Annotated in this window: 22 protein-coding genes; 18 read left to right on the top strand and 4 right to left on the bottom strand. The window is 72.1% G+C overall.

What is annotated here, in order from left to right; genetic code table 11:
* The first annotated feature begins 68 nt into the window (after positions 1 to 68).
* The 3 genes from IEY91_RS07860 (at position 69) to IEY91_RS07850 (ending at position 5,435) form a co-directional block, all read left to right on the top strand.
* Positions 69 to 2,960 carry a glycoside hydrolase family 2 TIM barrel-domain containing protein gene (locus IEY91_RS07860; RefSeq protein WP_189173364.1) on the top strand — a complete coding sequence of 964 codons (2,892 nt, stop codon included), beginning with the start codon at positions 69 to 71 and terminating at the stop codon, positions 2,958 to 2,960.
* Between the two features lie 135 nt (positions 2,961 to 3,095).
* On the top strand, positions 3,096 to 4,496 hold the full coding sequence (locus tag IEY91_RS07855; protein WP_189173363.1) for a prenyltransferase/squalene oxidase repeat-containing protein: 1,401 nt from the start codon (positions 3,096 to 3,098) through the stop codon (positions 4,494 to 4,496).
* Between the two features lie 180 nt (positions 4,497 to 4,676).
* Positions 4,677 to 5,435, top strand: a complete 759-nt coding sequence (locus tag IEY91_RS07850; RefSeq protein WP_189173362.1) for a hypothetical protein — start codon at positions 4,677 to 4,679, stop codon at positions 5,433 to 5,435.
* A 41-nt stretch (positions 5,436 to 5,476) separates the two neighbouring features.
* On the opposite strand, the gene IEY91_RS07845 is transcribed toward IEY91_RS07850, so the two are convergent.
* Entirely contained in the window at positions 5,477 to 5,902 is a 426-nt protein-coding gene (locus tag IEY91_RS07845; protein WP_164319202.1) for an NUDIX hydrolase, read from the bottom strand.
* Between the two features lie 137 nt (positions 5,903 to 6,039).
* On the opposite strand from IEY91_RS07845, the gene IEY91_RS07840 reads away from it, so the two are divergent.
* The gene (locus IEY91_RS07840; protein ID WP_229696776.1) at positions 6,040 to 6,498 is read left to right on the top strand and encodes a VOC family protein; all 459 of its coding nucleotides are present in this window, start codon (positions 6,040 to 6,042) and stop codon (positions 6,496 to 6,498) included.
* Between the two features lie 14 nt (positions 6,499 to 6,512).
* Here IEY91_RS07840 and IEY91_RS07835 read toward each other — a convergent pair whose 3' ends face one another.
* The gene (locus tag IEY91_RS07835; protein ID WP_189173361.1) at positions 6,513 to 7,289 is read right to left on the bottom strand and encodes a DUF6597 domain-containing transcriptional factor; all 777 of its coding nucleotides are present in this window, start codon (positions 7,287 to 7,289) and stop codon (positions 6,513 to 6,515) included.
* A gap of 9 nt (positions 7,290 to 7,298) precedes the next feature.
* The gene (locus IEY91_RS07830) at positions 7,299 to 8,255 is read right to left on the bottom strand and encodes an AraC family transcriptional regulator (protein ID WP_189173360.1); all 957 of its coding nucleotides are present in this window, start codon (positions 8,253 to 8,255) and stop codon (positions 7,299 to 7,301) included.
* An 80-nt stretch (positions 8,256 to 8,335) separates the two neighbouring features.
* Here IEY91_RS07830 and IEY91_RS07825 point away from each other — a divergent pair, with 80 nt between their 5' ends.
* Entirely contained in the window at positions 8,336 to 9,235 is a 900-nt protein-coding gene (locus IEY91_RS07825) for an NmrA family NAD(P)-binding protein (protein ID WP_189173359.1), read from the top strand.
* A gap of 248 nt (positions 9,236 to 9,483) precedes the next feature.
* Here the strand turns inward: IEY91_RS07825 and IEY91_RS07820 are convergent, their stop codons facing one another.
* Complete coding sequence (locus IEY91_RS07820; RefSeq protein ID WP_189173358.1) at positions 9,484 to 10,614, bottom strand: YihY/virulence factor BrkB family protein; 1,131 nt, start codon at positions 10,612 to 10,614, stop codon at positions 9,484 to 9,486.
* A 17-nt stretch (positions 10,615 to 10,631) separates the two neighbouring features.
* On the opposite strand from IEY91_RS07820, the gene IEY91_RS07815 reads away from it, so the two are divergent.
* From IEY91_RS07815 to IEY91_RS07755, 13 genes are all read left to right on the top strand, one after another.
* On the top strand, positions 10,632 to 12,266 hold the full coding sequence (locus tag IEY91_RS07815) for an acyl-CoA dehydrogenase family protein (protein WP_164319212.1): 1,635 nt from the start codon (positions 10,632 to 10,634) through the stop codon (positions 12,264 to 12,266).
* A gap of 347 nt (positions 12,267 to 12,613) precedes the next feature.
* The gene (locus IEY91_RS07810; RefSeq protein WP_164319214.1) at positions 12,614 to 13,930 is read left to right on the top strand and encodes a GAF domain-containing protein; all 1,317 of its coding nucleotides are present in this window, start codon (positions 12,614 to 12,616) and stop codon (positions 13,928 to 13,930) included.
* An 84-nt stretch (positions 13,931 to 14,014) separates the two neighbouring features.
* Positions 14,015 to 14,593, top strand: coding sequence for a GNAT family N-acetyltransferase (locus IEY91_RS07805; protein WP_189173357.1), 579 nt, complete (start codon positions 14,015 to 14,017; stop codon positions 14,591 to 14,593).
* 389 nt (positions 14,594 to 14,982) lie between these two features.
* Entirely contained in the window at positions 14,983 to 16,689 is a 1,707-nt protein-coding gene (locus IEY91_RS07800) for a nitrite/sulfite reductase (protein ID WP_189173356.1), read from the top strand.
* A complete protein-coding gene (locus IEY91_RS07795; RefSeq protein WP_164319220.1) occupies positions 16,686 to 16,865 on the top strand; it encodes a hypothetical protein in 180 nt (59 codons plus the stop codon). The genes IEY91_RS07800 and IEY91_RS07795 overlap by 4 nt, the downstream gene beginning before the upstream one ends.
* Complete coding sequence (locus tag IEY91_RS07790) at positions 16,862 to 17,575, top strand: phosphoadenylyl-sulfate reductase (protein ID WP_189173355.1); 714 nt, start codon at positions 16,862 to 16,864, stop codon at positions 17,573 to 17,575. Before IEY91_RS07795 ends, IEY91_RS07790 begins: the two co-directional genes overlap by 4 nt.
* Positions 17,575 to 18,189 (top strand): adenylyl-sulfate kinase, encoded by a 615-nt coding sequence (gene cysC, locus IEY91_RS07785; protein WP_229696775.1) that lies wholly within the window; start codon positions 17,575 to 17,577, stop codon positions 18,187 to 18,189. Before IEY91_RS07790 ends, cysC begins: the two co-directional genes overlap by 1 nt.
* Positions 18,186 to 19,157 (top strand): sulfate adenylyltransferase subunit CysD, encoded by a 972-nt coding sequence (gene cysD / locus IEY91_RS07780; RefSeq protein ID WP_164319226.1) that lies wholly within the window; start codon positions 18,186 to 18,188, stop codon positions 19,155 to 19,157. The genes cysC and cysD overlap by 4 nt, the downstream gene beginning before the upstream one ends.
* 2 nt (positions 19,158 to 19,159) lie before the next feature.
* Entirely contained in the window at positions 19,160 to 20,518 is a 1,359-nt protein-coding gene (locus IEY91_RS07775) for a sulfate adenylyltransferase subunit 1 (protein WP_164319228.1), read from the top strand.
* Between the two features lie 232 nt (positions 20,519 to 20,750).
* Positions 20,751 to 21,896, top strand: a complete 1,146-nt coding sequence (locus IEY91_RS07770) for an ABC transporter substrate-binding protein (protein WP_189173353.1) — start codon at positions 20,751 to 20,753, stop codon at positions 21,894 to 21,896.
* Positions 21,897 to 21,939: 43 nt separating this feature from the next.
* A complete protein-coding gene (locus IEY91_RS07765) occupies positions 21,940 to 22,782 on the top strand; it encodes an ABC transporter ATP-binding protein (protein ID WP_189173352.1) in 843 nt (280 codons plus the stop codon).
* Complete coding sequence (locus tag IEY91_RS07760) at positions 22,769 to 23,677, top strand: ABC transporter permease (protein ID WP_164319232.1); 909 nt, start codon at positions 22,769 to 22,771, stop codon at positions 23,675 to 23,677. Before IEY91_RS07765 ends, IEY91_RS07760 begins: the two co-directional genes overlap by 14 nt.
* 5 nt (positions 23,678 to 23,682) lie before the next feature.
* Positions 23,683 to 24,456 (top strand): sirohydrochlorin chelatase, encoded by a 774-nt coding sequence (locus IEY91_RS07755; RefSeq protein ID WP_189173351.1) that lies wholly within the window; start codon positions 23,683 to 23,685, stop codon positions 24,454 to 24,456.
* The last annotated feature ends 68 nt before the right edge of the window (positions 24,457 to 24,524 follow it).

The raw sequence follows: 24,524 nt of genomic DNA, 5'->3' as shown, positions 1-24,524 counted from the left end.
TCAAGAATCCAACAACGCTCCGACGCAAAGAATTGAGCCTCACCGCCCCGGCACGTTCTGATGGACCCATGGAGCTCCCCTACCACGAGGACGTATCCCCCGGTACCGGCGGTCTGCCGCCGCGTGTGTGGTGCGCCGGTTCGGACGCCGTCTCCCTTTCGCTGAACGGAAGCTGGCGGTTCCGGCTCTCACCGGGTGCCTGCGGGCCCGACGAGTCGTTCGCCGCCGCCGGGTTCGACGCCGCGGCCTGGGACGAGGTCGTCGTGCCCGGACACTGGGTGTTGCAGGGCCACGGCTCGCCCCTCTACACGAATCAGATGTATCCGTTTCCCGTCGACCCGCCGCGGGTGCCGACGGAGAACCCGACGGGTGACCACCTGCGCGGCTTCGACCTGCCTGCGGACTGGCCGGCGGGCGGGGACGCGGTGCTGCGGTTCGACGGGGTCGAGTCGTGTGCGCGGGTGTGGCTGAACGGGACGCCGCTCGGCGACTTCAAGGGCTCGCGGCTGCCGCACGAGTTCGCGGTCGGGCACCTGCTGCGGCCGGAGGGCAACGTCCTGGCCGTACGGGTGCACCAGTGGTCGTCGGGGTCGTACCTGGAGGACCAGGACCAGTGGTGGCTGCCCGGGATCTTCCGGGACGTGACGCTCCTGCACCGCCCCGAGGGCGCCGCGCGCGACTTCTTCACGCACGCCTCGTACGACCACGAGGACGGCACCGGCACGCTGCGGGTGGACTCCGAGGTGCCGGGCCGGGTGACGGTGCCGGAGCTGGGTGTCGACGTCGCCACCGGCGAGAGCGTGACCGTGCCGGTCGAGCCGTGGTCGGCGGAGCGGCCCCGGCTCTACGACGCCGAGCTGGCCACCGCGGGCGAGCGGATCGCGCTGCGGGTGGGCTTCCGCACGGTCGCCCTGACGGACGGGCTGATCACCGTGAACGGGCGGCCGCTGCTCTTCCGCGGCGTGAACCGGCACGAGTTCCACCCGGAGAAGGGCCGCGCCCTCGACCTCGCCACGATGCGCGCGGACGTCCGGCTGATGAAGCAGCACAACATCAACGCCGTGCGTACGTCCCACTATCCGCCGCACCCGGCCTTCCTGGACCTGTGCGACGAGCTGGGCCTCTGGGTCATCGACGAGTGCGACCTGGAGACGCACGGCTTCACGATGCTGGGCTGGCGCGGCAACCCCGCCGACGACGACCGCTGGACCCCGGCCCTGCTCGACCGCGCCACCCGCACCGTCCAGCGGGACAAGAACCATCCGTCGGTGATCGTGTGGTCCCTCGGCAACGAGTGCGGCACGGGCAAGGGCCTGCGCGCGATGGCCGCGTGGATCCGGGAGCGGGACCCGGACCGGCTGCTGCACTACGAGGGCGACCCCTCGTGCCGGGACACCGACATGTATTCGCGCATGTACGCCGACCACGCCGAGGTCGAACGCATCGGCCGGGGCGAGGACGAAGGCTCCGAGACGCGGCGTCAACTCCCCTTCATTCTCTGCGAGTACGGGCACGCCATGGGCAACGGCCCCGGCGGACTGCGCGAGTACCAGGACCTGTTCGAGCGGTACGAGCGGCTGCAGGGCGGGTTCGTCTGGGAGTGGATCGACCACGGCCTGCGACACCCGGCGTACGGCTTCGCCTACGGCGGCGACTTCGGCGAGGAGCTGCACGACGGGAACTTCGTCGCGGACGGCCTGTGCTTCCCCGACCGCACGCCGTCCCCCGGGCTCCTCGACTACAAGCGGGTGATCCAGCCGGTGCGGTTCGGCTACGACCCGGTGTCCGGCACGGTGTCTGTGACCAATCTCTACGCCTTCGCGGACCTTTCGGAGCTGGCCTTCGAGTGGACGTACCTCATGGACGGCGCGGAGCGGGACGCCTCGGGCCCGCTGGACGTGCCGCCCGAACTCGGCCCCGGCGAGAGCGTCGAGCTGAAGCTGCCCGACCCGCCCGCGGCGGCGAGCGGCGCCGAGACGCGGCTGTATCTGACCGCCATGGTCTGCGAGGAGACCAACTGGACTTCGCTCGACCACGTGGTGGCCCGCGCCGACTTCGCCGTCACGCCGCGCCCGCCGGTGCCCGTCGCCACCGGTGAGAGCCCGCGCCGCCGCGGCTACGACGTGGCCCTCGGCCCCGGCCGATTCGACGTCCGCACCGGCGAGTTGCGCGCCCTGGACACGCTCACCCTGACGGCCGCGCCCCGCCTGGACGTATGGCGCGCGACCACCGACAACGACGACGGCGCGCCCTGGCAGCCCGACACCCGCTACGGCCCGCTGTGGCGCAAGCTGGGCCTGGACCGCATGCACCACCGCCTGGACGACGTCGAGTTGGGCGCGTCGGGCGCGGACGCGCTCACCGTCCGCACCCGGATGGCACCCGCCGCCCGCGACCTCGCGCTGCGCACCGTCTACCGCTGGACGTCCGACGGCACCGACCTGCGGCTCGCGGTGTCGGTGACGCCGGAGGGCGACTGGGAGGTGCCGCTGCCCCGGCTCGGCGTCCGGATCGGGCTTCCCGCCGCGCTCGGCTACGCGCAGTGGTTCGGCGGCGGCCCCGGCGAGGGCTATCCGGACACCAAGTCGGCTTCCACCGTGAGCCGTTGGTCCATGCCCGTGGACCGCATGCAGACGCCGTACGTCCGCCCGCAGGAGAACGGCGCCCGCGCCGACGTCCGCTGGGCCGAGCTGCGCACCGGCATCGACGGCGAGGGCGTACGCATCGTGGGCGACCCCGCGTTCTGGTTCACGGCCCGCCGCTGGAGCAGCGAGCAGCTCGACGCGGCGGCCCACCGCACGGACCTGACGCCGGGTGACACGGTGTGGGTGCACCTCGACCACGGGCAGCGCGGCATCGGCTCGCAGTCGTGCGGGCCCGGGGTGCTGCCGCAGCACGAACTCCGGGTGGCACCGGCCGAGTTCACCTTCACCTTCTCGGCGGCCGCAAGGAGGCGGTGACAGCGGGACCACGGGGCGGCGCGCCCCTCGACGGCCGGCTTTCGAACCCTCCCTGACCCGGGGAAACACGGTTACGGCCGCCTAGACTGGGAATCACGACGACCCACGCGCCGCCCTGGGGGGAGGGAACATCCTGTGTCACAGCAGCAGCTCGGCCGCCGCCCGGTCCGGCCCGATCCCGAGCCGCCTGCCCCGGGCGATTCGCGCCAGGGCCGGTTCGTGGGCTGGCTCGGCGGCTTCGGCTGCGCCGCCGCGGGGTACGCGGTGTTCCAGTCCCTGGTCGGCGTGCTGCCGCAGGAGATCTCCGGCGACGCCGCGCGGTACGGCATCGCGGCGGTCAGCGGCGTGGGCACGGGTGTGGCCGCCTGGCTGGCGGCGGCGCTGCTGCGCGCGCGAGCCACCCCGGACGGTGCCGGTACGACCACCGCCGCGCCACGCACCCCGGGCACCGGCCCGCGGTCCACCGGCTCCCCCGGCCCGTTCCCGGCGCTCGCCGCCGCGACCCACCACACCCTGCACTCGGAGCTGGCGGTCGTCGACGACCCCGACCGCGGCCTCCTCACCGGCTGGCGGCACGCCCTCGACGAGCAGACCGAGCCGGTCAGGCCCACGCCCACCGGCACGGCGTACGGACTGCACCTGGTCCTCGAACTCGGCGTGCAGGACGGCAGGTTGAACACTTCGGAGCTGGTCGAGACGCTGTGGCGGCTGCGCCTCGCGGACGGCGGCTGGGCCGCGCGCTCGCAGGGGTCGGTGCCGCGGCCCGAGGTGAGCGCCCTGGTGCTCGGCGCGCTCGCCCGCGCGGGCGCGGACCCGGCGCGGCTCGCGGACGAGGCGGCGCGCTGCGCGGCCCGCTTCACGGCGGACCTGGAGCCGTCGGGCCTGGCCCGCACCCATGTCGTGACGACGGTGCTGCGGGGCATGCTGCGCGCGGCGCCCGAGTCCCCGGTCATCGCCCGCCTGCGCGACGAGCTGGTGGACCGGACGATCACCGACCCGGCCCGCGAGCACCGCCGCTGCTGGGGACCGAGCCTGCGCTCGTCGGCGGCGCACCCGACGCGGCCCTCGCCCGCGCACACCGCGCAGGCCGTCGTCGCCCTGGACCGCGCGGCCCGCGTCCTCGGCGAGGACACCAACACCCGGGCCGCGCGCGAGGACGGCATCCGCTGGCTGCTGTCCTGCCCGATGCCCGCGCACGAGGCCTGCGCCGACCTGGTCAACACGCAGGAGGAGGTGCGCCGCCCGCACCCGCAGGACTCCTGGCGTCAAGAGGTCCTCTTCGTACGGCACTTCACGGCCGCGTGGATGGTGCGCGCGCTGCTTACGCCGGGCGCCTGGGAGATCGCCGCCGCCGAGGACCGCGAGGACGCGTGGCACGCGCTCCTCGCGGACGCGGTCGCGAGTGTGCTGCGCCAGCAGGACGACGGGATCTGGAACTGGGACGGGCACGATCTCGGCCGCCCGCTGTGGATGACCTATCAAGGGCTTTCGGCGCTGCGCGCACATGCCGTATGGATGTATCAGCCGGACGCCTGAGAGCCGGTCTTTGAACCCCCGTCGTTCGCGCGGAGCGCGGGCGCAGCGGCGTTCGGTGCGTGCGATCGGCGTGCGTGCCGGGCGGCGGGGCGCAGGCGGGGGTTCAAAGACCGGCTCTCAACTCCGGCTTCGCGTCCCGGCGGGCGGGACGGAACCGAAGGAAGGGCGGCGTGACCGCATATGGGTGGTCGGCACGTGCTGCGGGCCCGGCGGCTGCTCGAGGGATCCCTCGACGGCCCTGCCGACCTCGACGAGGAGGAGCTGGTACGGGCGGCGCGCGCGGTGGTCGCCGAACTCGGCTCCCCGGGGCGGCTGTTGGCGCTGGTCGCGGAGCTGGCGTCGGGCCTTGGTGATCCGTCGGGGTGCGCGCGCCTGTCGTACCGGCACGTCCTCGGCTTCGACAAGCTGCTCCTGATCGACGTCGGCACCCGGCACATGCTGCGCGCCCACGTCTGGCACCCCGGCTCGCGCCGGGCGGGCCGCGAGGACATCCACAACCACCGCTCCCCGCTCGCCTCCTACGTGGTGCACGGCACCCTCGGCATGGAGCTGTACGAGACGGCGGGCGACGGCCCGCTGGCGGCGGAGCGCTACCGCGAGTCGTTGTCGACGGAGGTCAGCGACTGGCTTCTGGAACCCGCGGGCCGAGCCCGGCTCCGGCTGACGCAGACGGCGGAGTACGCGGCGGGCAGCGGCTACGCCCTGCAGTCGGACGCCCTGCACCGGGCCTGGTGCGCCTCGCCGGGGACGGCGGTGACGCTGTTCCTGGAGACGGGTGTGGGCCGGCGGCGCTACACGGACGTGTTCACGGGTGGCGCTTCGGGGCGCCGCGCGCAGGCGTACTCCAAGGAGCCGCTGGAGGTGACGGAGTATCTGGCGGAGCTGCGGACGCTGGCCGAACTGATCGGCGGCAGCGAGGAGTTGGCGGCCCGCAGGTAGGAGCGACTGCCCAGCGGCGGCTGCCCATCAGCAACTTCGGGTCAGCGGCTGCGCAGCCTGCTGAGGGCCTGGCGCACGATGTCGAGGTTGTAGTCGTCGATCTCGACCGTGCCCAGGTCGCCGGGGGTGAGCCAGCGGTGGTCCTGGTCGGGGTGGGGCAGCGTGATGTCGAGACTGAGGGGCCTGACGAGGAAGTTGTCCTGCCAGTTCTTGACCTCGTTGCCCTTGTACTGACTGACGAAGGACGATTCGCCGACCTTGCGCACCACGTGCCCGAGCAGGCCGGTCTCCTCCTTGAGCTCCCGCAGCACGCCGTCGCGCGGACTCTCGCCCGGTTCGAGCTTTCCGCAGGGAACCCCCCACACACGTGGCAGGAACCGCTCGGTCTCGCTGCGCCGCACGAGCAGCACACGGCCCCGGTGGGCCACGACGGCTGCCGCCAGATGGTTCTCGCCAGGGATACCCATGCAACCACCGTAGCGAGGATTCGGGCCCCGGGACAGCCACGGGCGCCGCCCGCGCCCGGGCTGCACCCCTGTGCGCGACCCGCTCGTGTCCGATTCCTTCAAGACCACGCGCCGCCCCGTTGCCTACGCTCACAGGCATGAACAGCAACGACACCGACATCACAGCCAAGACCGGCGAAACCACCGGCAGCACGCCGCGCGTCACGCCCCGCCTGGAACTGGTGGGCATCGTCACGTCCGACCTGACGGCGTCCCTCGCCTTCTACCGCAGGCTCGGCCTCGAATTCCCGGCCGGCGCCGAGGACCTGCCACATGTGGAGGCCGCCCTTCCGAACGGCCTGCGCGTCGCCTTCGACACCGAGGAGACCGTGCGCTCCTTCGCCCCCGATTGGCGGGCCGTACCCGGCGCCGGGCGGATCGGGCTCGCCTTCCAGTGCGGTACGCCCGCGGGCGTGGACGCGGTGTACGAGGAGCTGGTGGCCGCGGGGCACCCTTCGGAGCTGAAGCCGTTCGACGCGGAGTGGGGCCAGCGGTACGCGATCGTGCTCGACCCCGACGGCAACGGCGCCGAACTCTTCGCGCCCCTGCCCGGCTGACCGCGCCTCAACCGTCAGGCGGGGCCGAGCAGTTCGCCGAGCCGCATGCCCGTCAGTTCCTTGACGTCACGGGCCAGATGGGCCTGGTCGGCGTAGCCCGCCACGGCCGCCGTGTCCGCGTACGGCAGCCCGGCGCGGGCAAGGGCGAGCGCCCGCTGGAGCCGCAGCACGCGCGCGAGGGTCTTGGGGCCGTAGCCGAACGCGGGCAGGGCGCGGCGGTGCAGCTGCCGTGCGCCGATGCCGGCGGCGTCGGCGGTCTCCGCGACGCCGCGCCCGGCGTTCAGGGACCGCACGACCTCGGCGAGGAGCGGGTCGGGCGGCGGCCGGTCCGCGCCGCGCTCGCCCGCGATGTGCTCCAGGGCGGCCATGGGGTCGGCGGCGGCGTCCACGCGCGCGGTGAGGCGGCGCGCCTCCGCGGCGCCCCACAGATCGGTCAACTCCACGCGCTGGTCGCGCAGTTCGTGGGCGGGGATGCCGAGCAGGGCGGGGGCGGTGCCGGGGGCGAAGCGGATGCCGACGTACCGGCCCGGTTCCTTGGTCCCGGGCAGGTAGGCGTGCGTGTCGGGGCCCGCGACGAAGAGCCGGCCCTCGGTCCACAGCAGGTCCATGCAGCCGTCGGGCAGCACAGCGGCGACAGCGGGAGTGTCGGGGGTTCCTGAGGTGCCAGAGGCGGCGGGCGCGTTCTTCGTCCAGACGACGGCGCCGGGCAGGGCGGTGGAGGACCGCTCGGCGTACGCGTACGAAGCAAGCGGCGGCGACGCGCGCCCGCGACCTCTCCCGACGACCGTCATACCGCCAGGCTACGACGCTCCCGTGCGGTGCTCCTGCGGGCTGACGCCGTACTCCCGCTTGAAGGCGCTGGACAGCGCGAACGCGCTGCCGTAGCCGACCTTGCGGGCGACGGAGGCGATGGTCAGGTCGCTGTCGCGCAGTTGGTCGGCGGCCAGGGCGAGGCGCCAGCCGGTCAGATACGTCATCGGCGGCTCGCCCACGAGCTCGCTGAAGCGGCGGGCGAGCGCGGCCCGGGAGACGCCCGCCTTCGCGGCGAGCGAGGCGACGGTCCACGGGTGCGCCGGGTCGTCCTGGAGCAGCCGCAGGACGGGGCCGACGACGGGGTCGCCCATGGCCTGGTACCAGGCGGGGGCCTCGGCCTCCGGGCGGGAGAACCAGGCCCGCAGGGCGGCGATGAGCAGCAGGTCGAGGAGCCGGTCGAGGACGACCTCCTGGCCCGGCTCGTCCTTGTTGATCTCCTCCGCGAGGAACGGCGTCAGCGGGCAGTCCCACACCTCGGTCGGCAGGACCAGCAGGGGCGGCAGGGCGTCGAGGAGCCGTCCGGTGATCTCGCCGCGCATCTGGTAGGTCCCGATGAGGAGCTCGACCGAGCCGTCGCGCTCGCCCCACGCGCGCAGGCCGAGGTCGCTGTAGTGGTCCTTCGGCGCGCCGTGCATCGGGGCGCACTCCTGGCCGGGGCCGATCTCCGCGAACGGCTTGGTCTCCGGGTCGCCCGCGACCAGGTAGTGGTCGGGGCCGCGGGCGATGGCCACGTCCCCGGGGCGGAGCAGGCGGGGCGGGTGGTCGTCGCGGGGGGCGCCGTCCTCGTCCTGCGGGACGATCCAGGCCTCGCCGCGCACGACGATCATGACCGAGACGGGTGCCTCGTCGGCGATGCGGACCGACCAGGGCGGGTCGAAGCAGGCGCGGATCATGAAGGCCCCGCGGGCCCGGGGGCCTTCCAGGAGGCCGGCGAGTACGTCCATGGGGGCAGCGTAGACGCACGCGTATGGCCGTGAGCCCTTCGCGGATGGTTCCCGTGCGCGGGCGACTGTTGACTATGGGCATGACGAAAAACACGGAGAACACGCAGCAGAGCACGACGGTGAACACGCAGGCCGCCGAGGCCACTTCGGAGGCGCTGACGGTGCTGGTCACCGGGGCGACCGGGCGGGTCGGGAGCCGTGTCGCGGAGGCCGCGCTGGCGGCCGGGCACGAGGTGCGGGCCGCCTCCCGCTCCGGCGCGGTGCCGTTCGACTGGTACGACGCGGAGACGTGGGCGGACTCCCTGCGGGGCGCCGACGTCGCCTTCCTCGCCTTCCAGCCGGACGTGGGCGGGCCCGGTGCCGCCGAGGCGGTCGGCGCGTTCGCCCGGCAGGCGGCCGAGCTGGGGGTGCGCCACCTGGTGCTCCTGTCGGCGCGGGGCGAGACCCAGGCCCACCCGACGGAGGCGGCGCTCGCGGAGTCCGGGGTGGAGCGGTGGACGGTGGTGCGGGCCAGCTGGTTCGCCCAGAACTTCAGCGAGGGGCCGCTGGCCGACGTGATGGTGGAGGGCGGGGAGCTCGTCTTCCCCGGCGGGGAGGTGCTTGAGCCCTTCATCGACGTACGCGACATAGCGGATGTCGTCCTCGCGGTGCTGGCCGGTGGCGACCGGTACGCCGGGCGGATTCTGGAGATCAGCGGTGGGCGGCTGCTGTCCTTCCGGGACGCGGTGGCCGAGATTTCCGCCGTGGGCGGGCGGGAGTTCACGTACGTTCCCGTGCCGGCGCAGGCCTATGGGGCGGCGCTGACGGAATTCGGGGTGCCGGAGGGTGAGGTGGAATTCCTCATCGAGCTTTTCGAGACGAATCTCGACGGCCGCAACGCGCACGTTTCCGACGGCGTGCGGGAGGTTCTCGGCCGTGAGCCGAGGGAATTCACGGACTTCGTCCGCGAAGCAGCGGCCTCCGGCCTGTGGAAGGGATGACCCCGACCCCCTAGGGGGCTCCGCCCCCTGGACCCCCGCTCCCCTTCTGGGGCTTCGCCCCTCTCCCCCTGTCGGCGCTCCGCGCCTCGTCCTCAAACGCCGGACGGGCTGAAACCCCCCGCCGCAGCGGCACCGTTTTAGCCCGTCCGGCGTTTGAGGACGAGGCCGTTCAGGCCGATGGCGGGGGTCCAGGGGGCGGCAGCCCCCTGGTTACGGGAAGGGGCGGGACTGGGGCGCCCCGCGAGGGCCTACTCGTCGTCGCCGTGTCGCTTCCCGTGGTGGTGGGCCCGCAGGCGGGACGACACGTCGTCGGGGGGCAGGAAGCGGGACCAGCGTTCGGGGAACTCGGAGGGCATGTCCGGGTCGTCGGGATCCTCCGCGGCACGCGCGGCCGCGGCACGCGCGACGAACTCCGCGGCCCGAGCCTCCCGCACCCGCTCATTGGCCTCACGGGCCGAAGCCGTGGCGACGGAAGGCCACACCCGGTCTATGGCGGCGTTCACCGCGGCCCCGACGAGCACCGCGAAGGCGGAGATGCCGATCCACAGCAGCACGGCGACGGGCGCGGCCAACGAACCGTAGATCGTGGGCCCTTCGACGGTGCTTGTGAGGTAGATGCGGAGCAGGAAGCTGCCGAGCACCCACATGCCGAGGGCGATGAGCGCACCGGGCATGTCCTCCACCCAGGGCGACCGCACGGGCACCGACACGTGGTAGAGGGTGGTCAGGAAGACGACGGACAGGATGGTGACGACGGGCCAGTACAAGATCTGGACGACCGTCGCCGAGCCCGGCACCAGCTTCACCACCGCGTCGGGCCCCGCCACCATCAGCGGCAGCGCGACGGAGCCGATGACGAGGGCGACGAGGAAGAGCCCGAAGGCGAGCAGCCGCGTCTTGACGATGCCGCGGGCGCCGTCGAGGCCGTACATGACGGTGATGGTGTCGATGAAGACGTTCACGGCGCGCGAGCCGGACCAGAGGGCGAAAAGGAACCCTATCGAGATGACGTCGGGCCGCCCGACCTTCATGACGTCCTCGAGGATGGGCTGCGCGATCTCGCGGACACCCTTGTCGGACAGGATCGTGCGGGACGCCTCGAGGATGTTGTTCTCGACGCTGGTGATGGTGTCGGCGCCGGTCCACCGGTCGACGTACGCGAGCAGCCCGATGAGACTCAGGAGCAGGGGCGGCACGGACAGCAGCGTGAAGAACGCCGCTTCCGCCGCGAGCCCCAGGACGCGGTACTCGATGCAGGAGTTGACGGTGTCCTTCAGCAGCAGCCAGGCAGTCCTGCGCTTGGAGACGTTGCGGTAAAGAGCGCGGGCCCGTTTCCAGCGGCCGTGTGGCCGCCCGGGTGTTTCTTTTGCCTGGTGCACCTCCTTACCGTATCGGCATGGCAGCCACCACCCACACAGTGACCAACCAGGCTCCGCCCCTGGTGGGATATGACGTCTTCGCGTGCGACCGCGCCCTCGTGGAGGCAGTCGAACGCCATCTCGATCCGGGACTCCTGGACGAAGCGCGAGCCGACCTCTCCGGTCTCGGCCGCACCGCGGGCTCCGCCCAGGCGCAGGAGTGGGGAGTGCTCGCGAATGAGAATCCACCCGTTCTGCACACACATGACCGCTATGGGAACCGGATCGACGAGGTCGCCTTCCATCCGTCCTGGCACCGCCTTCTCGGCAAGGCCGTCGCCGCGGGTCTGACGTCGGCGTGGAACCGGCCGGGCGGGCATGTGCGGCGCGCGGCGGGCTTCCTGGTGTGGACGCAGACCGAGGGCGGGCACGGCTGCCCGGTGTCGATGACGCACGCGGCGGTGCCCGCGCTGCGCGCCGACCCGGCGCTTGCCGCCGAGTGGGAGCCGCGGCTCACCTCCACGGTCTACGACGAGGGGCTCAGGCCGGCCGCGGAAAAGGCGGGCGTGCTCTTCGGAATGGGAATGACGGAGAAGCAGGGCGGCAGCGACGTCCGCGCGAATACGACGCGGGCGCGGGCGCTTGCCGAGGACGGGACGTATGAACTCGTCGGGCACAAGTGGTTCTGTTCCGCGCCGATGTCCGACGGTTTTCTGGTGCTCGCGCAGGCCGAGGCCGGACTGACGTGTTTTCTGGTGCCCCGGGTCCTGGAGGACGGCTCGCGGAATGTCTTCGCCATTCAGCGGCTGAAGGACAAGCTCGGCAATAAGTCGAACGCTTCCAGCGAAGTCGAATTCGACGGTACGTGGGCGCGCCGGGTCGGGGACGAGGGGCGCGGGGTGCGCACCATCATCGAGATGGTGGCGGCGACCCGGCTCGACTGCGTGATCGGTTCCGCCGCGCTGATGCGGCAGGCGGTCGCTCAGGCCGTGCACCACGCCACGTACCGCGAGGCGTTCGGCGGCAAGCTCGTCGACAAGCCGCTGATGCGCAACGTACTGGCGGATCTGGCATTGGAGTCGGAGGCGGCGACGACGCTGGCGCTGCGGCTCGCGGCGGCGTACGACGACGGGAGCGAGCGCGAGCAGGCGTTCCTGCGGCTCGCGGTGCCGGCCGCGAAGTACTGGGTGACCAAGCGGTGCACGCCGCTCGCGGGCGAGGCCCTTGAGTGCCTGGGCGGCAACGGGTACGTGGAGGAGTCCGGGATGCCGCGCCTCCTTCGCGAGGCGCCGCTGAACTCCATCTGGGAGGGCTCGGGCAACGTCCAGGCGCTCGACGTGCTGCGGGCGTTGCAACGGGAGCCGCAGGCGCTCAACGCCTTCCTGGAGGAGGTGGGTGCGGCGCGCGGCGCCGACCACCGCCTGGACGGGGCGATCAAGGGCCTGCTGACCGAACTCGCCGACCTGGACGGCATCGAGGCGCGGGCGCGCCGCCTCGTGGAGCGGATGGCGCTGGTGCTCCAGGGCTCGCTGCTCGTGCGGTACGCGCCGCCGGAGGTGGCCGACGCGTTCTGCGCCTCGCGGCTCGGCGGGGACTGGGGCGCGGCGTTCGGCACGCTGCCGCACAGCCTGGACCTCGGGGCCGTGGTGGAGCGGGCGGCCGTCCGGCTGTGAACGCATGTGCGCCCGGCCGGTGGAACGGCCGGGCGCGCACAGTCCTGCGGGGAGGTTCACGCCCGACGGCGCTGTCACGGGGGTGGTGCTGCGCCGACACGGCACCACCCCCGGTTTTCAGGCCCCGTCGGGACGGACGCCGCTCGGGGCGGCGCACGGCCAAGTTTCAAACACCGCACGACTGTTCGCCAGAGTTGCAGAGGGTTGCAACACTGGACGCCGGTCGTGGTCCGGCATCGCACCACCTGGGTTGAAGCACGTCCTTCCGCGCGCCCGGAAGGGCACGATGGATGACGTGTCCCCCGCTGCCGGCGGGCTCGGGGACGCGCTCGGCGGGAGGAACCGTGATGAACACGCACGCGACGTTCGACCTCGAACGGCTCACGGCCGTGAACGCCGTGCAGGCCGCGCGGCTGCTGCGGGAGGTGCGGGACGCCCGGATCGCCGGCCGGCGGCCCCGCGTCGGGCCCCGGCCGGTGATAGACGCATCCTGGGACCGCATGCTGGCGGGCGGCGTCGACCCCGAACACGACTTCCGCTCGGGCATGCTGAGCACCGACGAGATAGAGCGGCGGCGGCAGTCGTCCCCGCTGCGGCACATCCTCCCCGTACTGCGCGAGGGGCTCCTGTCCGTCGCCGACGTCGCGCAGCACATCATGGTCGTCGCGGACGCCGAGGGGCGGCTGCTGTGGCGCGAGGGCAACAAGTCGGTGCTTCGGATGGCCGACGGGCACGGCTTCGAGATCGGCGCCGACTGGCGCGAGAGCATCGTCGGCACCAACGGCATCGGCACACCGCTTGTGGCCCGGCGCCCCGTGCAGGTCTTCTCCGCCGAGCACTTCGTGCTCACCCACCACCGCTGGACGTGCACGGGCGCGCCGATCACCGACCCGCGCGACGGCCGGCTGCTCGGCGTCGTGGACATCAGCGGGCCGCTCGACACCATGCACCCGGCGACGCTCGCCCTCGTCGGCTCGGTCGCCAAGCTCGCCGAGGCCCGGCTGCGCGAGGAGCACGTGACGGCGCTCGGCCGGCTGCGGTCGGTGGCCGCGCCGGTGCTCGCGCGGATCGGCGGGCGCGCCGTCGCGGTGGACACCCACGGCTGGACGGCGGCGGTCACCGGCATGCCACCGGTGGACCGGCTCACGCTGCCCAAGTCCCTTGCCGACGGGCACGCCTGGGTGCCCGCGCTCGGCATGTGCGCGGTGGCGCCGCTGGCCGGCGGCTGGCTGCTGCGGCTCGACGACGGCGGGGCCGGGGCGGCCGGGCGGGACGAGGCCGTGGCGGACGTCGCGACACGGGTCGTCGTGGACGTGTCCGGCGCGCACCGCTGGACGGTCACCGTCACCGGCAGCGCGGGGTGCTGGACGCATGAACTCTCGCCCCGGCACGCCGAGTTGCTGTACCTGCTCGCCGTGCACCGGGCGGGCCGCACCGCCGCGGGGCTCGCCGCGGACCTGTTCGGGGACTCGGCGCGCACGGTGACCGTCCGCGCGGAGCTGTCCCGCGTCCGCCGCTATCTGGGCGGCCTCCTCGCGCACCGGCCCTACCGCTTCCACGAGGACGCCGACGTCGACCTCGTCCTGCCGGACGACGCGTCGCGGCTGCTTCCGCACTCCCTCGCGCCCGCGGTGCTGCGCGCGCGGGCGGCGGCGGAGCCTTGACCTCCGGTCGGCGGCCCTGGGTCGACTGACACGAGTCATAAGGGCGGACGGTACGGTTCCTCGGTCGGCCGGTACGGTCCGTGCATGAGCATCACTGTCACCACCTGGTCCCTGGAACAGACCTCGCCCACCGATCTGCTGCCGGCCGCCGCGCCCGAGGGCGATGTGCGGATCGTGCGGGCGGAGGTGCCCTCGCCCGAGTTCAGCCGCTTCCTCTACTCCGCCGTCGGCGGCGACATCCACTGGCTGGACCGGCTCTCGCTCAGTTACGAGCAGTGGCAGGAGCACCTGGCCCGGCCGGGCGTGGAGACGTGGGTCGCGTACGACCGCGGGACCCCCGCGGGGTACGTGGAGCTGGACCCGCAGGACGACGGCGTCGTCGAGATCGTCTACTTCGGCCTGATCCCGGCGTTCCGGGGCCGGCGCATCGGCGGCCACCTCCTGTCGTACGGAACGGCCCGCGCCTGGGACCTCGCGGACCGCTGGCCGGACCGCGAGCCCACGAAGCGCGTGTGGCTCCACACCTGCAGCCTCGACGGCGACCACGCCATGACCAACTACGAGCGCCGAGGCTTCAAACTCTTCGACACGAAGCTCTCGCAGGAGCAAGAACAGCCCACTCCTGGCCCCTGGCCCGGGGGAATCAGCCCGTCCGGCGTTTGAGGACGAGGCCCGGAGGGCCGATAAAGGGGGGGAAAGGGGGCGAAGCCCCCATAGGGCCGGGGGGCCGAACAAGGGTGCTGCCCAGCATGTGGGACACCTACGTCCACAATGCGGACGTAGGTGGACCGCACCGAAAGACGCATGCCACGCTTCCGTCATGTCCCGCGCCGGAATCGCCTTGATCAGTCGACGTCACGTCGACCTCGGCCGCATGTCCAGCGCCATGTGTCCGGCGAGCTGAGAGACCCAGCAGACCCAGCACCGCCGCACTTTCCAGACGTTCAAGATCTGGCACCACCTGACCCGTTCCCCGCGCACCGCCGCGCGATGCCCGCGCGAAGTGTGCAGGTCAGAGCCGCTCTCAGCCCGCTGTTGAAGGACGTACACCCATGGCTGCCACCCCCGAAGACTCCGCGACCGCCGTCCCGCGCGCGCCCCGGCGCAAGGCGAGCCGCCACCGCGGCGAGGGCCAGTGGGCGGCCGGCCACTTCACCCCGCTGAACGGAAACGAGCAGTTCAAGAAGGACGACGACGGTCTCAACGTACGGACACGTATTGAGACGATCTACTCCAAGCGGGGCTTCGACTCCATCGACCCCAATGACCTGCGCGGCCGCATGCGCTGGTGGGGTCTCTACACCCAGCGCAAGCCCGGGATCGACGGCGGCAAGACCGCGATCCTGGAGCCGGAGGAGCTGGACGACGAGTACTTCATGCTGCGGGTGCGCATCGACGGCGGCCGCCTCACCACCGACCAGCTCCGTGTGATCGGCGAGATCTCGCAGGAGTTCGCGCGCGGCACCGCCGACATCACCGACCGGCAGAACATCCAGTACCACTGGATCCGCATCGAGGACATGCCGGAGATCTGGCGCCGCCTGGAGGGCGTGGGCCTGTCCACGACCGAGGCGTGCGGCGACACCCCGCGCGTCATCCTCGGCTCGCCCGTCGCGGGCATCGCCGAGGACGAGATCATCGACGGCACGCCCGCCGTCGACGAGATCCAGCGCCGCATCGTCGGCAACCCGGCCTTCTCGAACCTGCCCCGCAAGTTCAAGTCCGCGATCTCCGGCTCGCCGCTCCTGGACGTGGCGCACGAGATCAACGACATCGCGTTCGTCGGCGTCGTCCACCCCGACCTGGGGCCCGGCTTCGACCTGTGGGTCGGCGGCGGCCTCTCCACCAACCCCAAGATCGGCCAGCGGCTCGGCGCGTGGGTGCCCCTGGAGGACGTGGCGGACGTCTACGAGGGCGTCATCTCGATCTTCCGCGACTACGGCTACCGCCGCCTTCGCACCCGGGCCCGGCTGAAGTTCCTCGTCGCCGACTGGGGCGTGGCGAAGTTCCGCCAGGTCCTGGAGGACGAGTACCTGCTGCGCAAGCTGGCCGACGGGCCCGCCCCCGACCAGCCGGTCCAGCGCTGGCGCGACCACGTCGGCGTGCACCGGCAGCAGGACGGCCGGTTCTACGTCGGGTTCGCACCGCGTGTGGGCCGTGTCGACGGCACCGTACTGACGAAGATCGCCGACCTGGCCGCCGCGCACGGCTCGGGCCGCCTCCGCACCACCGTCGAGCAGAAGATGATCGTGCTCGACGTCACGGAGGACCAGGTGGAATCCCTGGTGGAGGGCCTGGAGTCGCTGGACCTGACGGCCCGTCCGTCGACCTTCCGGCGCGGCACGATGGCCTGCACCGGCATCGAGTTCTGCAAGCTCGCGATCGTCGAGACGAAGGCGCGCGGCGCCTCGCTCATCGACGAACTGGAGCGCCGCATCCCGGACTTCGACGAGCCCATCACCATCAACATCAACGGCTGCCCGAACGCCTGCGCCCGCATCCAGGTAGCCGACATCGGCCTCAAGGGCCAGCTCGTCCTGGACGACGACGGCAACCAGGTCGAGGGCTTCCAGGTGCACCTGGGCGGCGCGCTCGGCCTGGAGGCCGGGTTCGGCCGCAAGGTGCGCGGCCTGAAGGTCACGTCGGCCGAACTGCCGGACTACGTGGAGCGCGTGCTCAAGCGGTTCCAGGCGGAGCGCGAGGACGACGAGCGGTTCGCCACGTGGGCGGCGCGCGCCTCCGAGGAGGCCCTCTCGTGAGCGAGCGCGCGGCACCGTTCTACTGCCCCTACTGCGGCGACGAGGACCTGCGGCCCAGCGAGCAGGGCCACGGCGCGTGGGAATGCGCGGCGTGCAACCGGGCCTTCCAGTTGAAGTTCCTCGGGCTTCTCACCCGGGGACTTCAGCGCAACGACCCTGGAGGGGAACGGATATGACGACATCTCAGGAGCCTGATACAGCGACCGCGGCGCAGCGGCGGGCGCTTGCCGGGCAGGCGGGGCGCGACCTGGAGGACGCCTCCGCCCTCGACATCCTCACCTGGGCCGCGGACACCTTCGGTGCGCGGTTCTGCGTGACCTCGTCGATGGAGGACGCGGTGGTCGCCCACCTCGCCTCGCGGGCCCGGCCCGGCGTGGACGTGGTGTTCCTCGACACCGGCTACCACTTCCCCGAGACCATCGGCACCCGTGACGCCGTCGGGGCCGTCATGGACGTCAACGTCCTCACGCTCACGCCCCGCCTGACCGTGGCCGAGCAGGACGCCGAGTACGGCCCGCGCCTGCACGACCGCGACCCGGACCTGTGCTGCGCGATGCGCAAGGTCAAGCCCCTCGAAGAGGGCCTCGCGGGCTATGCCGCGTGGGCGACCGGGCTGCGCCGCGACGAGTCCCCGACCCGCGCGAACACGCCGGTCGTCGGCTGGGACGAGAAGCGGCAGAAGGTCAAGGTCTCGCCGATCGCCCGCTGGACGCAGGACGATGTGGACGCGTATGTGACAGAGCACGGCGTCCTCACCAATCCGCTGCTCATGGACGGCTACGGCTCCGTGGGCTGCGCACCCTGCACGCGGCGCCTGCTCGAGGGCGAGGACGCGCGGGCCGGCCGGTGGGCGGGACGCGCCAAGACCGAATGCGGGCTGCACTGATGACGACCCCGCAGACAGCGCAGACAGCGCAGACAGCACTGACAGCGACGACAGCAACCCAGAGCTTTCAGGAGACCCACGTGACCGGAGCCACCGTCTGGCTCACGGGCCTGCCCAGCGCGGGCAAGACCACCATCGCGCACGAGCTGGCGAGGACGCTGCGCGCCGACGGCCGCCGCGTGGAGGTCCTCGACGGCGACGAGATCCGCGAGTTCCTCTCGGCGGGCCTCGGCTTCAGCCGCGAGGACCGGCACACCAACGTCCAGCGCATCGGCTTCGTCGCCGAACTCCTCGCCCGCAACGGCGTGTTGGCGCTCGTACCGGTGATCGCGCCGTTCACGGACAGCCGCGAGGCGGTGCGCAAGCGCCACCAGGGCGGCGGCACCGCGTACTTGGAGGTGCATGTCGCGACCCCCGTGGAGGTCTGCTCCGTACGCGACGTGAAGGGCCTGTACGCCAAGCAGGCCACGGGTGAGATCTCCGGGCTCACCGGCGTCGACGACCCGTACGAGGAGCCCGAGTCGCCCGATCTGCGCATCGAGTCCCAGGACCAGACCGTGCGGGAGTCCGCGGCAGCGGTTCACGCACTGCTCAACGAAAGGGGTCTGGCATGACGACCGCCGCCACCGTTCATGAGGGCACCGGCAACTCCGGTGATTCCGAGGGGAGTTCCGTGGGCGACAGCCCGTACGCGCTGTCGCACCTGGACGCCCTGGAGTCCGAGGCCGTGCACATCTTCCGCGAGGTCGCGGGCGAGTTCGAGCGGCCGGTGATCCTGTTCTCCGGCGGCAAGGACTCCATCGTCATGCTGCACCTGGCGCTGAAGGCCTTCACCCCGGCGCCGGTCCCCTTCTCGCTGCTGCACGTCGACACCGGGCACAACTTCCCCGAGGTCATCGACTACCGCGACCGGGTCGTCGCCGAGCACGGCCTTCGGCTGCACGTGGCGTCCGTGCAGGACTACATCGACCGCGGCGCGCTGCGCGAGCGCCCCGACGGCACCCGCAACCCGCTGCAGACCGTGCCGCTCACCGAGAAGATCCAGAGCGAGCGCTTCGACGCGGTCTTCGGCGGCGGGCGCCGCGACGAGGAGAAGGCGCGCGCCAAGGAGCGGGTGTTCTCGCTGCGCGACGAGTTCTCGCAGTGGGACCCGCGCCGCCAGCGGCCCGAGCTGTGGCAGCTCTACAACGGCAGGCACGCGCCGGGTGAGCACGTTCGCGTCTTCCCGCTGTCCAACTGGACCGAGCTGGACGTATGGCAGTACATCGCCCGTGAGGGCATCGAGCTGCCGCAGATCTACTTCGCGCACGAGCGGGACGTGTTCAAGCGCTCGGGGATGTGGCTGACCGCGGGCGACTGGGGCGGCCCGAAGGACGGCGAGGACGTCGTACGGCGCCAGGTGCGCTACCGCACCGTCGGCGACATGTCCTGCACCGGCGCCGTCGACTCCGACGCCACGACCCTGGAGGCCGTGATCGCCGAGATCGCCGCGTCCCGGCTCACCGAGCGCGGCGCGACCCGCGCCGACGACAAGCTCTCCGAGGCCGCGATGGAAGACCGCAAGCGCGAGGGGTACTTCTAGCCATGACCAGCACCACCGACACCACGGCGGCCGGGCAGTTGGCCGGTCTGTCCGCGACCACGCTGCTGCGGTTCGCCACCGCGGGCTCCGTCGACGACGGCAAGTCCACGCTCGTCGGCCGGCTCCTGCACGACTCCAAGTCGGTCCTCACCGACCAGTTGGAGGCCGTCGAGCACGCCTCGCGCAGCCGCGGCTCCGAGGGCACCGACCTGGCGCTGCTCACCGACGGCCTGCGGGCCGAGCGGGAGCAGGGCATCACCATCGACGTGGCGTACCGCTACTTCGCCACGCCCCGGCGCCGCTTCATCCTCGCCGACACCCCCGGCCATGTGCAGTACACGCGCAACATGGTGACCGGCGCGTCCACGGCCGACCTCGCGGTGGTCCTGGTCGACGCCCGCAACGGCGTGATCGAGCAGACCCGCAGGCACGCCGCGGTGGCCGCGCTCCTGCGCGTGCCGCACGTGGTGCTCGCGGTGAACAAGATGGACCTCGTCGAGTACGCCGAGGCGGTCTTCGCGAAGATCGCGGAGGAATTCACCGCGTACGCGGGCGAGTTGGGCGTCCCCGAGATCACCGCGATCCCGATCTCGGCGCTCACCGGGGACAACGTGGTGGAGCCGTCCTCGAACATGGACTGGTACGGCGGCCCGACGGTCCTGGAGCACCTGGAGACCGTGCCCGTCAGCCACGACCTGACGAGCTGCCACGCGCGCCTTCCCGTGCAGTACGTGATCCGGCCGCAGACCGCCGAGCACCCGGACTACCGGGGCTACGCGGGCCAGATCGCCGCGGGCACCTTCCGGGTCGGCGAGTCGGTGACCGTACTGCCGTCGGGCCGCACCTCGAAGATCGCGGGCATCGATCTGCTCGGCGAGCCGGTCGACGTGGCCTGGACGCCCCAGTCGGTGACGGTCCTCCTGGAGGACGACGTCGACGTCTCACGTGGTGATCTGCTCGTCCCGAGCAGTGATACGCCGCCGACCTCCCAGGACCTCGCGGCCACCGTCTGCCACGTCGCGGACCAGCCGCTCACCGTGGGCCAGCGGGTGCTGCTCAAGCACACCACCCGCACGGTCAAGGCGATCGTGAAGCAGATCCCGTCCCGGCTCACGCTCGACGACCTGTCCCAGCACCCGAACCCCGGGCAGCTCGTCGCCAACGACATCGGCCGGGTCGTGGTGCGCACCGCGGAGCCGCTCGCGATCGACGCGTACGCCGACTCGCGCCGCACCGGCTCCTTCCTGCTCATCGACCCGGCGGACGGCACGACGCTCGCCGCGGGCATGGCGGGCGAGGCCTTCGCCAAGGCCGCCGACGCCGATCCCGTCGCGGCCGACGACGAGGGCTGGGACTTCTGACATGACCTCCATCGACGTGTACGCGACGTTCGCCAAGGAAGGCGGGCGCGTGGGCAGCGGCGCCCTGGGGGCGGGGACGGGCGGGGTCGCCCGATGTGCGCGATGACGTACGCGCACCGCTCGCGCGCCCACACCCCCCGCCGTCCCTTCGCACGCAGACGAAGATCCGCCGACCTGCTCCCGGCCACGCCCTGAGGCTGTGACCGCCGGGCCAACGAGAGGAACACCTCCCGTGCCTGCCCTCCGCTCTCCCCGCTCGACCGCCCGCCGCCGGGCACCACACCGCGGCCGCCTGGCCGCACTGAGCGCCCTGCCGCTCCTCGCACTCACCCTCTCCGCCTGCGGATACGGCTCGGACTCCGACGCGAACGACAGCGGCAAGGCCAAGATCGCGGCCGGTGCGAAGAAGATCGACGGCCTGGACACCGTGAAGATCGGGTACTTCCCCAACCTGACCCACGGCACGGCGCTCGTCGGCGACCAGGAGGGCCTGCTCCAGAAGGAGCTGGGCGCCACCAAGGCGACGTACTCGCAGTTCAACGCCGGCCCCTCGGAGATCGAGGCGCTGAACTCGAAGTCCATCGACATCGGCTGGATCGGCCCGTCCCCGGCCATCAACGGCTTCACCAAGTCCCAGGGCAAGAACCTGCGCATCATCGGCGGTTCGGCGTCCGGCGGCGTGAAGCTCGTGGTGAACCCGGACAGGGTGAAGTCCCTCGACGACGTCAAGGGCAAGAAGATCGCGACCCCGCAGCTCGGCAACACCCAGGACGTGGCGTTCCTCAACTGGGTGAAGGAGAAGGGCTGGAAGGTCGACGCGCAGAGCGGCAAGGGCGACGTCTCCGTGGTCCGCACCGACAACAAGATCACCCCGGACGCGTACAAGTCCGGCTCCATCGACGGCGCCTGGGTGCCGGAGCCGACCGCGTCCAAGCTGGTCGCCGAGGGCGGCAAGGTCCTCCTCGACGAGGCCGACCTGTGGCCCGACAAGAAGTTCGTGATCACGAACATCATCGTGTCGCAGGACTTCCTCAAGGAGCACCCGAAGGTCGTCGAGGCCGTGCTGCGGGGCTCGGTGAAGACCAACCAGTGGATCAAGGCGAACCCGGCCGAGGCGAAGGCGGCGGCCAACGCCAAGCTGAAGCAGCTCTCCGGCAAGCCGCTGCCGGCCGAGGTCATCGACCCGGCCTGGAAGTCGATCGAGTTCACCGACGACCCGCTGGCGGCGACGCTCGACTCCGAGGCGGAGCACGCGGTCACGGCGGGCCTGCTCGACAAGCCGGACCTGAAGGGCATCTACGACCTCGGCCCGCTCAACAAGGTCCTGAAGGCGGCGGGCAGGCCCGCGGTCGACGACGCCGGACTCGGCGTCAAGTAGGCGTAACCGCAAGCCGGTTCAGGGATCCCAGGAGGTGACGACCATGGCCACCACGCTCGCCAAGTCCACGCTCACGAAGACCGCCAAGGGCACGGACGGCAAGGACGGCAAGGACGGTAAGGGCACAGACGGCGCGACGCTCGACGTCGCCGCGCGCATCGAGCACGTGTCGAAGTCCTTCGCCACACCGGCCGGGCAGCAGCTCGTGCTCGACGACATCACCCTCGACGTCGCGCGGGGCGAGTTCGTCACCCTCCTGGGAGCCTCCGGGTGCGGCAAGTCGACGCTTCTGAACCTGGTGGCCGGGCTCGACCGGCCCACCGCGGGCGCCATCGGCACCGACGGCCGCCCGGCCCTGATGTTCCAGGAGCACGCGCTGTTCCCGTGGCTGACCGCGGGCAAGAACATCGAGCTGGCCCTGAGGCTGCGCGGCGTGCCGAAGGCCGAGCGGCGGGAGCGGGCCGAGGAGTTGCTGTCCCTCGTACGGCTCGACGGGGCGCACGGCAAGCGGGTGCACGAGCTGTCCGGCGGCATGCGCCAGCGTGTCGCGCTGGCCCGCGCGCTCGCCCAGGACAGCCAACTGCTGCTGATGGACGAGCCGTTCGCTGCGCTCGACGCGATCACCCGGGACGTGCTGCACGACGAGCTGATGCGCATCTGGCGCGAGACGGGCGTGTCGGTCCTGTTCGTCACGCACAACGTGCGCGAGGCGGTGCGGCTCGCGCAGCGCGTCGTCCTGCTGTCGTCACGGCCCGGCCGCATCGCACACGAGTGGAGCGTCGACATCGACCAGCCGCGCCGCATCGAGGACGCCGCGGTGGCGGAGCTGTCCGTCGAGATCACCGAACAACTGCGTGGGGAGATCCGCCGCCATGGGCAGCACTGACACGAAGACGGCCGCCGAGCCGCAGCCCGCGGCGGACGCCCACGACCTGGCCGGTCTGGAGGCGGGCCTCGACGCCCTGGAGACCGTCCAGACCCGGCGCGCCACCCTGCGCGAGACCCTCGTCCAGAAGGTGTTTCCGCCGTTCACCGCCGTGATCCTGGTCCTGGTGGTGTGGCAGATCCTGGTGTGGGCCAAGGTCACCGACAGCTACAAGCTGCCCGCGCCGACGGCGGTCTGGGACGAGGTGGAGGCCGCCTGGCGGCAGGGCACCCTGCTCGACTACATCTGGACGAGCGTCCAGCGCGGCCTGTTCGGCTTCGCGATGGCGCTGGTGATCGGCACGCCCCTCGGCCTGCTCGTGGCGCGTGTCCGTTTCGTCCGCGCGGCCATCGGGCCGATCCTGTCCGGCCTCCAGTCGCTGCCGTCCGTGGCGTGGGTGCCGCCGGCCGTGCTGTGGCTGGGGCTCAACGACTCGATGATGTACGCGGTGATCCTGCTCGGCGCGGTGCCCTCCATCGCCAACGGCCTGGTCGCGGGCGTCGACCAGATCCCGCCGCTGTTCCTGCGCGCGGGCCGCACGCTCGGCGCGTCGGGCCTGCGGCACACCTGGCACATCGTCATGCCGGCCGCGCTGCCCGGCTACGTGGCGGGCCTGAAGCAGGGCTGGGCGTTCTCCTGGCGCTCCCTGATGGCCGCGGAGATCATCGCGCAGTCCCCCGACCTGGGCATAGGCCTCGGCCAACTCCTGGAGGCGGGCCGCACCAACAGCAGCATGTCCCAGGTCTTCCTCGCCATCCTGCTCATCCTGATCGTCGGCATCGCCATCGACCTGCTCATCTTCAGTCCCCTTGAGCGGTGGGTGCTGCGCAGCCGCGGCCTCCTCGTGAAGAGCTGATCCCCATGCACCGTACGTACCGTCCCGTCCTTCTGGTCGTCGCCCACGGCAGCCGGGACCCGCGGCATGCCGCGAGCGTGCGGGCGCTCCTGCGTACGGTGCGGGGCCTGCGGCCGGGGCTGCGGGTCGAGGTGGGGTTCCTCGACTTCAACACCCCGTCCGTGCCGGCCGTCCTGAACTCCCTCGCCGAGGAAGGGGTACGGGACGTCGTCGCCCTGCCCCTCCTCCTCACCCGCGCCTTCCACGCGAAGGCCGACATCCCGGCGGTGCTTCGGGAGGCTCCGCCGGGCCTGCGGGTGCGGCAGGCCGGGGTGCTCGGCCCCTCGCCCCTCCTCCTCACCGCGCTCGAGACGCGGTTGTACGAGGCGGGGCTCGACCCCGCCGACAAGCCCACGACCGGGGTCGTCCTGGCCTCGGCGGGCTCCACCGACCCGGAGGCGATCGCAGTGATCGCTGAAATCGCGCGGGAGTGGCGGCACACCGGTTGGTGCGCCGTGCGACCTGCGTTCGCCTCCGCGACTCTTCCCCGCACGTCGGATGCGGTGCGCCTTCTTCGGGCGGAGCCCGGGGTACGGCAAGTCGCCGTGGCGCCGTACGTCCTGGCCCCGGGCTTCCTCCCGGACCGGATCGCCCGGGGTGCGGCGGAGGCAGACGTCCTGGCGGACGTACTGGGCGACTCCCCCCTTGTCGCCCGCCTGCTCCTGGACCGCTTCGACGCATGCCGCCGCTTCGCGGCGGATGTCTCCCGCCCACCCACCCTCCTGCCGGCGGCAAGCTAAGCCGGGGCAACATGAACGTGCGGCGAGAGCCCCGTCTTTTAGGGGCGCGGGGAACTGCGCGACCAACC

It is taken from the genome of Streptomyces lasiicapitis, assembly GCF_014646335.1.
In the GTDB taxonomy this organism is placed as follows: domain Bacteria; phylum Actinomycetota; class Actinomycetes; order Streptomycetales; family Streptomycetaceae; genus Streptomyces; species Streptomyces lasiicapitis.
The sequence above is the reverse complement of the archived record's forward strand: the minus strand, read 5'-3'. Positions and strand labels throughout refer to the sequence as shown.

Excerpts from the sequence above, each read along its gene's own strand:
- IEY91_RS07860 (WP_189173364.1), top strand. The coding sequence starts at position 69 with ATGGAGCTCCCCTACCACGAGGACGTATCCCCCGGTACCGGCGGTCTG.
- IEY91_RS07850 (WP_189173362.1), top strand. The coding sequence starts at position 4,677 with ATGGGTGGTCGGCACGTGCTGCGGGCCCGGCGGCTGCTCGAGGGATCC.
- IEY91_RS07845 (WP_164319202.1), bottom strand. The coding sequence starts at position 5,902 with ATGGGTATCCCTGGCGAGAACCATCTGGCGGCAGCCGTCGTGGCCCAC.
- IEY91_RS07840 (WP_229696776.1), top strand. The coding sequence starts at position 6,040 with ATGAACAGCAACGACACCGACATCACAGCCAAGACCGGCGAAACCACC.
- IEY91_RS07835 (WP_189173361.1), bottom strand. The coding sequence starts at position 7,289 with ATGACGGTCGTCGGGAGAGGTCGCGGGCGCGCGTCGCCGCCGCTTGCT.
- IEY91_RS07830 (WP_189173360.1), bottom strand. The coding sequence starts at position 8,255 with ATGGACGTACTCGCCGGCCTCCTGGAAGGCCCCCGGGCCCGCGGGGCC.
- IEY91_RS07825 (WP_189173359.1), top strand. The coding sequence starts at position 8,336 with ATGACGAAAAACACGGAGAACACGCAGCAGAGCACGACGGTGAACACG.
- IEY91_RS07815 (WP_164319212.1), top strand. The coding sequence starts at position 10,632 with ATGGCAGCCACCACCCACACAGTGACCAACCAGGCTCCGCCCCTGGTG.
- IEY91_RS07810 (WP_164319214.1), top strand. The coding sequence starts at position 12,614 with ATGAACACGCACGCGACGTTCGACCTCGAACGGCTCACGGCCGTGAAC.
- IEY91_RS07805 (WP_189173357.1), top strand. The coding sequence starts at position 14,015 with ATGAGCATCACTGTCACCACCTGGTCCCTGGAACAGACCTCGCCCACC.
- IEY91_RS07800 (WP_189173356.1), top strand. The coding sequence starts at position 14,983 with ATGGCTGCCACCCCCGAAGACTCCGCGACCGCCGTCCCGCGCGCGCCC.
- IEY91_RS07790 (WP_189173355.1), top strand. The coding sequence starts at position 16,862 with ATGACGACATCTCAGGAGCCTGATACAGCGACCGCGGCGCAGCGGCGG.
- cysC (WP_229696775.1), top strand. The coding sequence starts at position 17,575 with ATGACGACCCCGCAGACAGCGCAGACAGCGCAGACAGCACTGACAGCG.
- cysD (WP_164319226.1), top strand. The coding sequence starts at position 18,186 with ATGACGACCGCCGCCACCGTTCATGAGGGCACCGGCAACTCCGGTGAT.
- IEY91_RS07775 (WP_164319228.1), top strand. The coding sequence starts at position 19,160 with ATGACCAGCACCACCGACACCACGGCGGCCGGGCAGTTGGCCGGTCTG.
- IEY91_RS07765 (WP_189173352.1), top strand. The coding sequence starts at position 21,940 with ATGGCCACCACGCTCGCCAAGTCCACGCTCACGAAGACCGCCAAGGGC.
- IEY91_RS07760 (WP_164319232.1), top strand. The coding sequence starts at position 22,769 with ATGGGCAGCACTGACACGAAGACGGCCGCCGAGCCGCAGCCCGCGGCG.
- IEY91_RS07755 (WP_189173351.1), top strand. The coding sequence starts at position 23,683 with ATGCACCGTACGTACCGTCCCGTCCTTCTGGTCGTCGCCCACGGCAGC.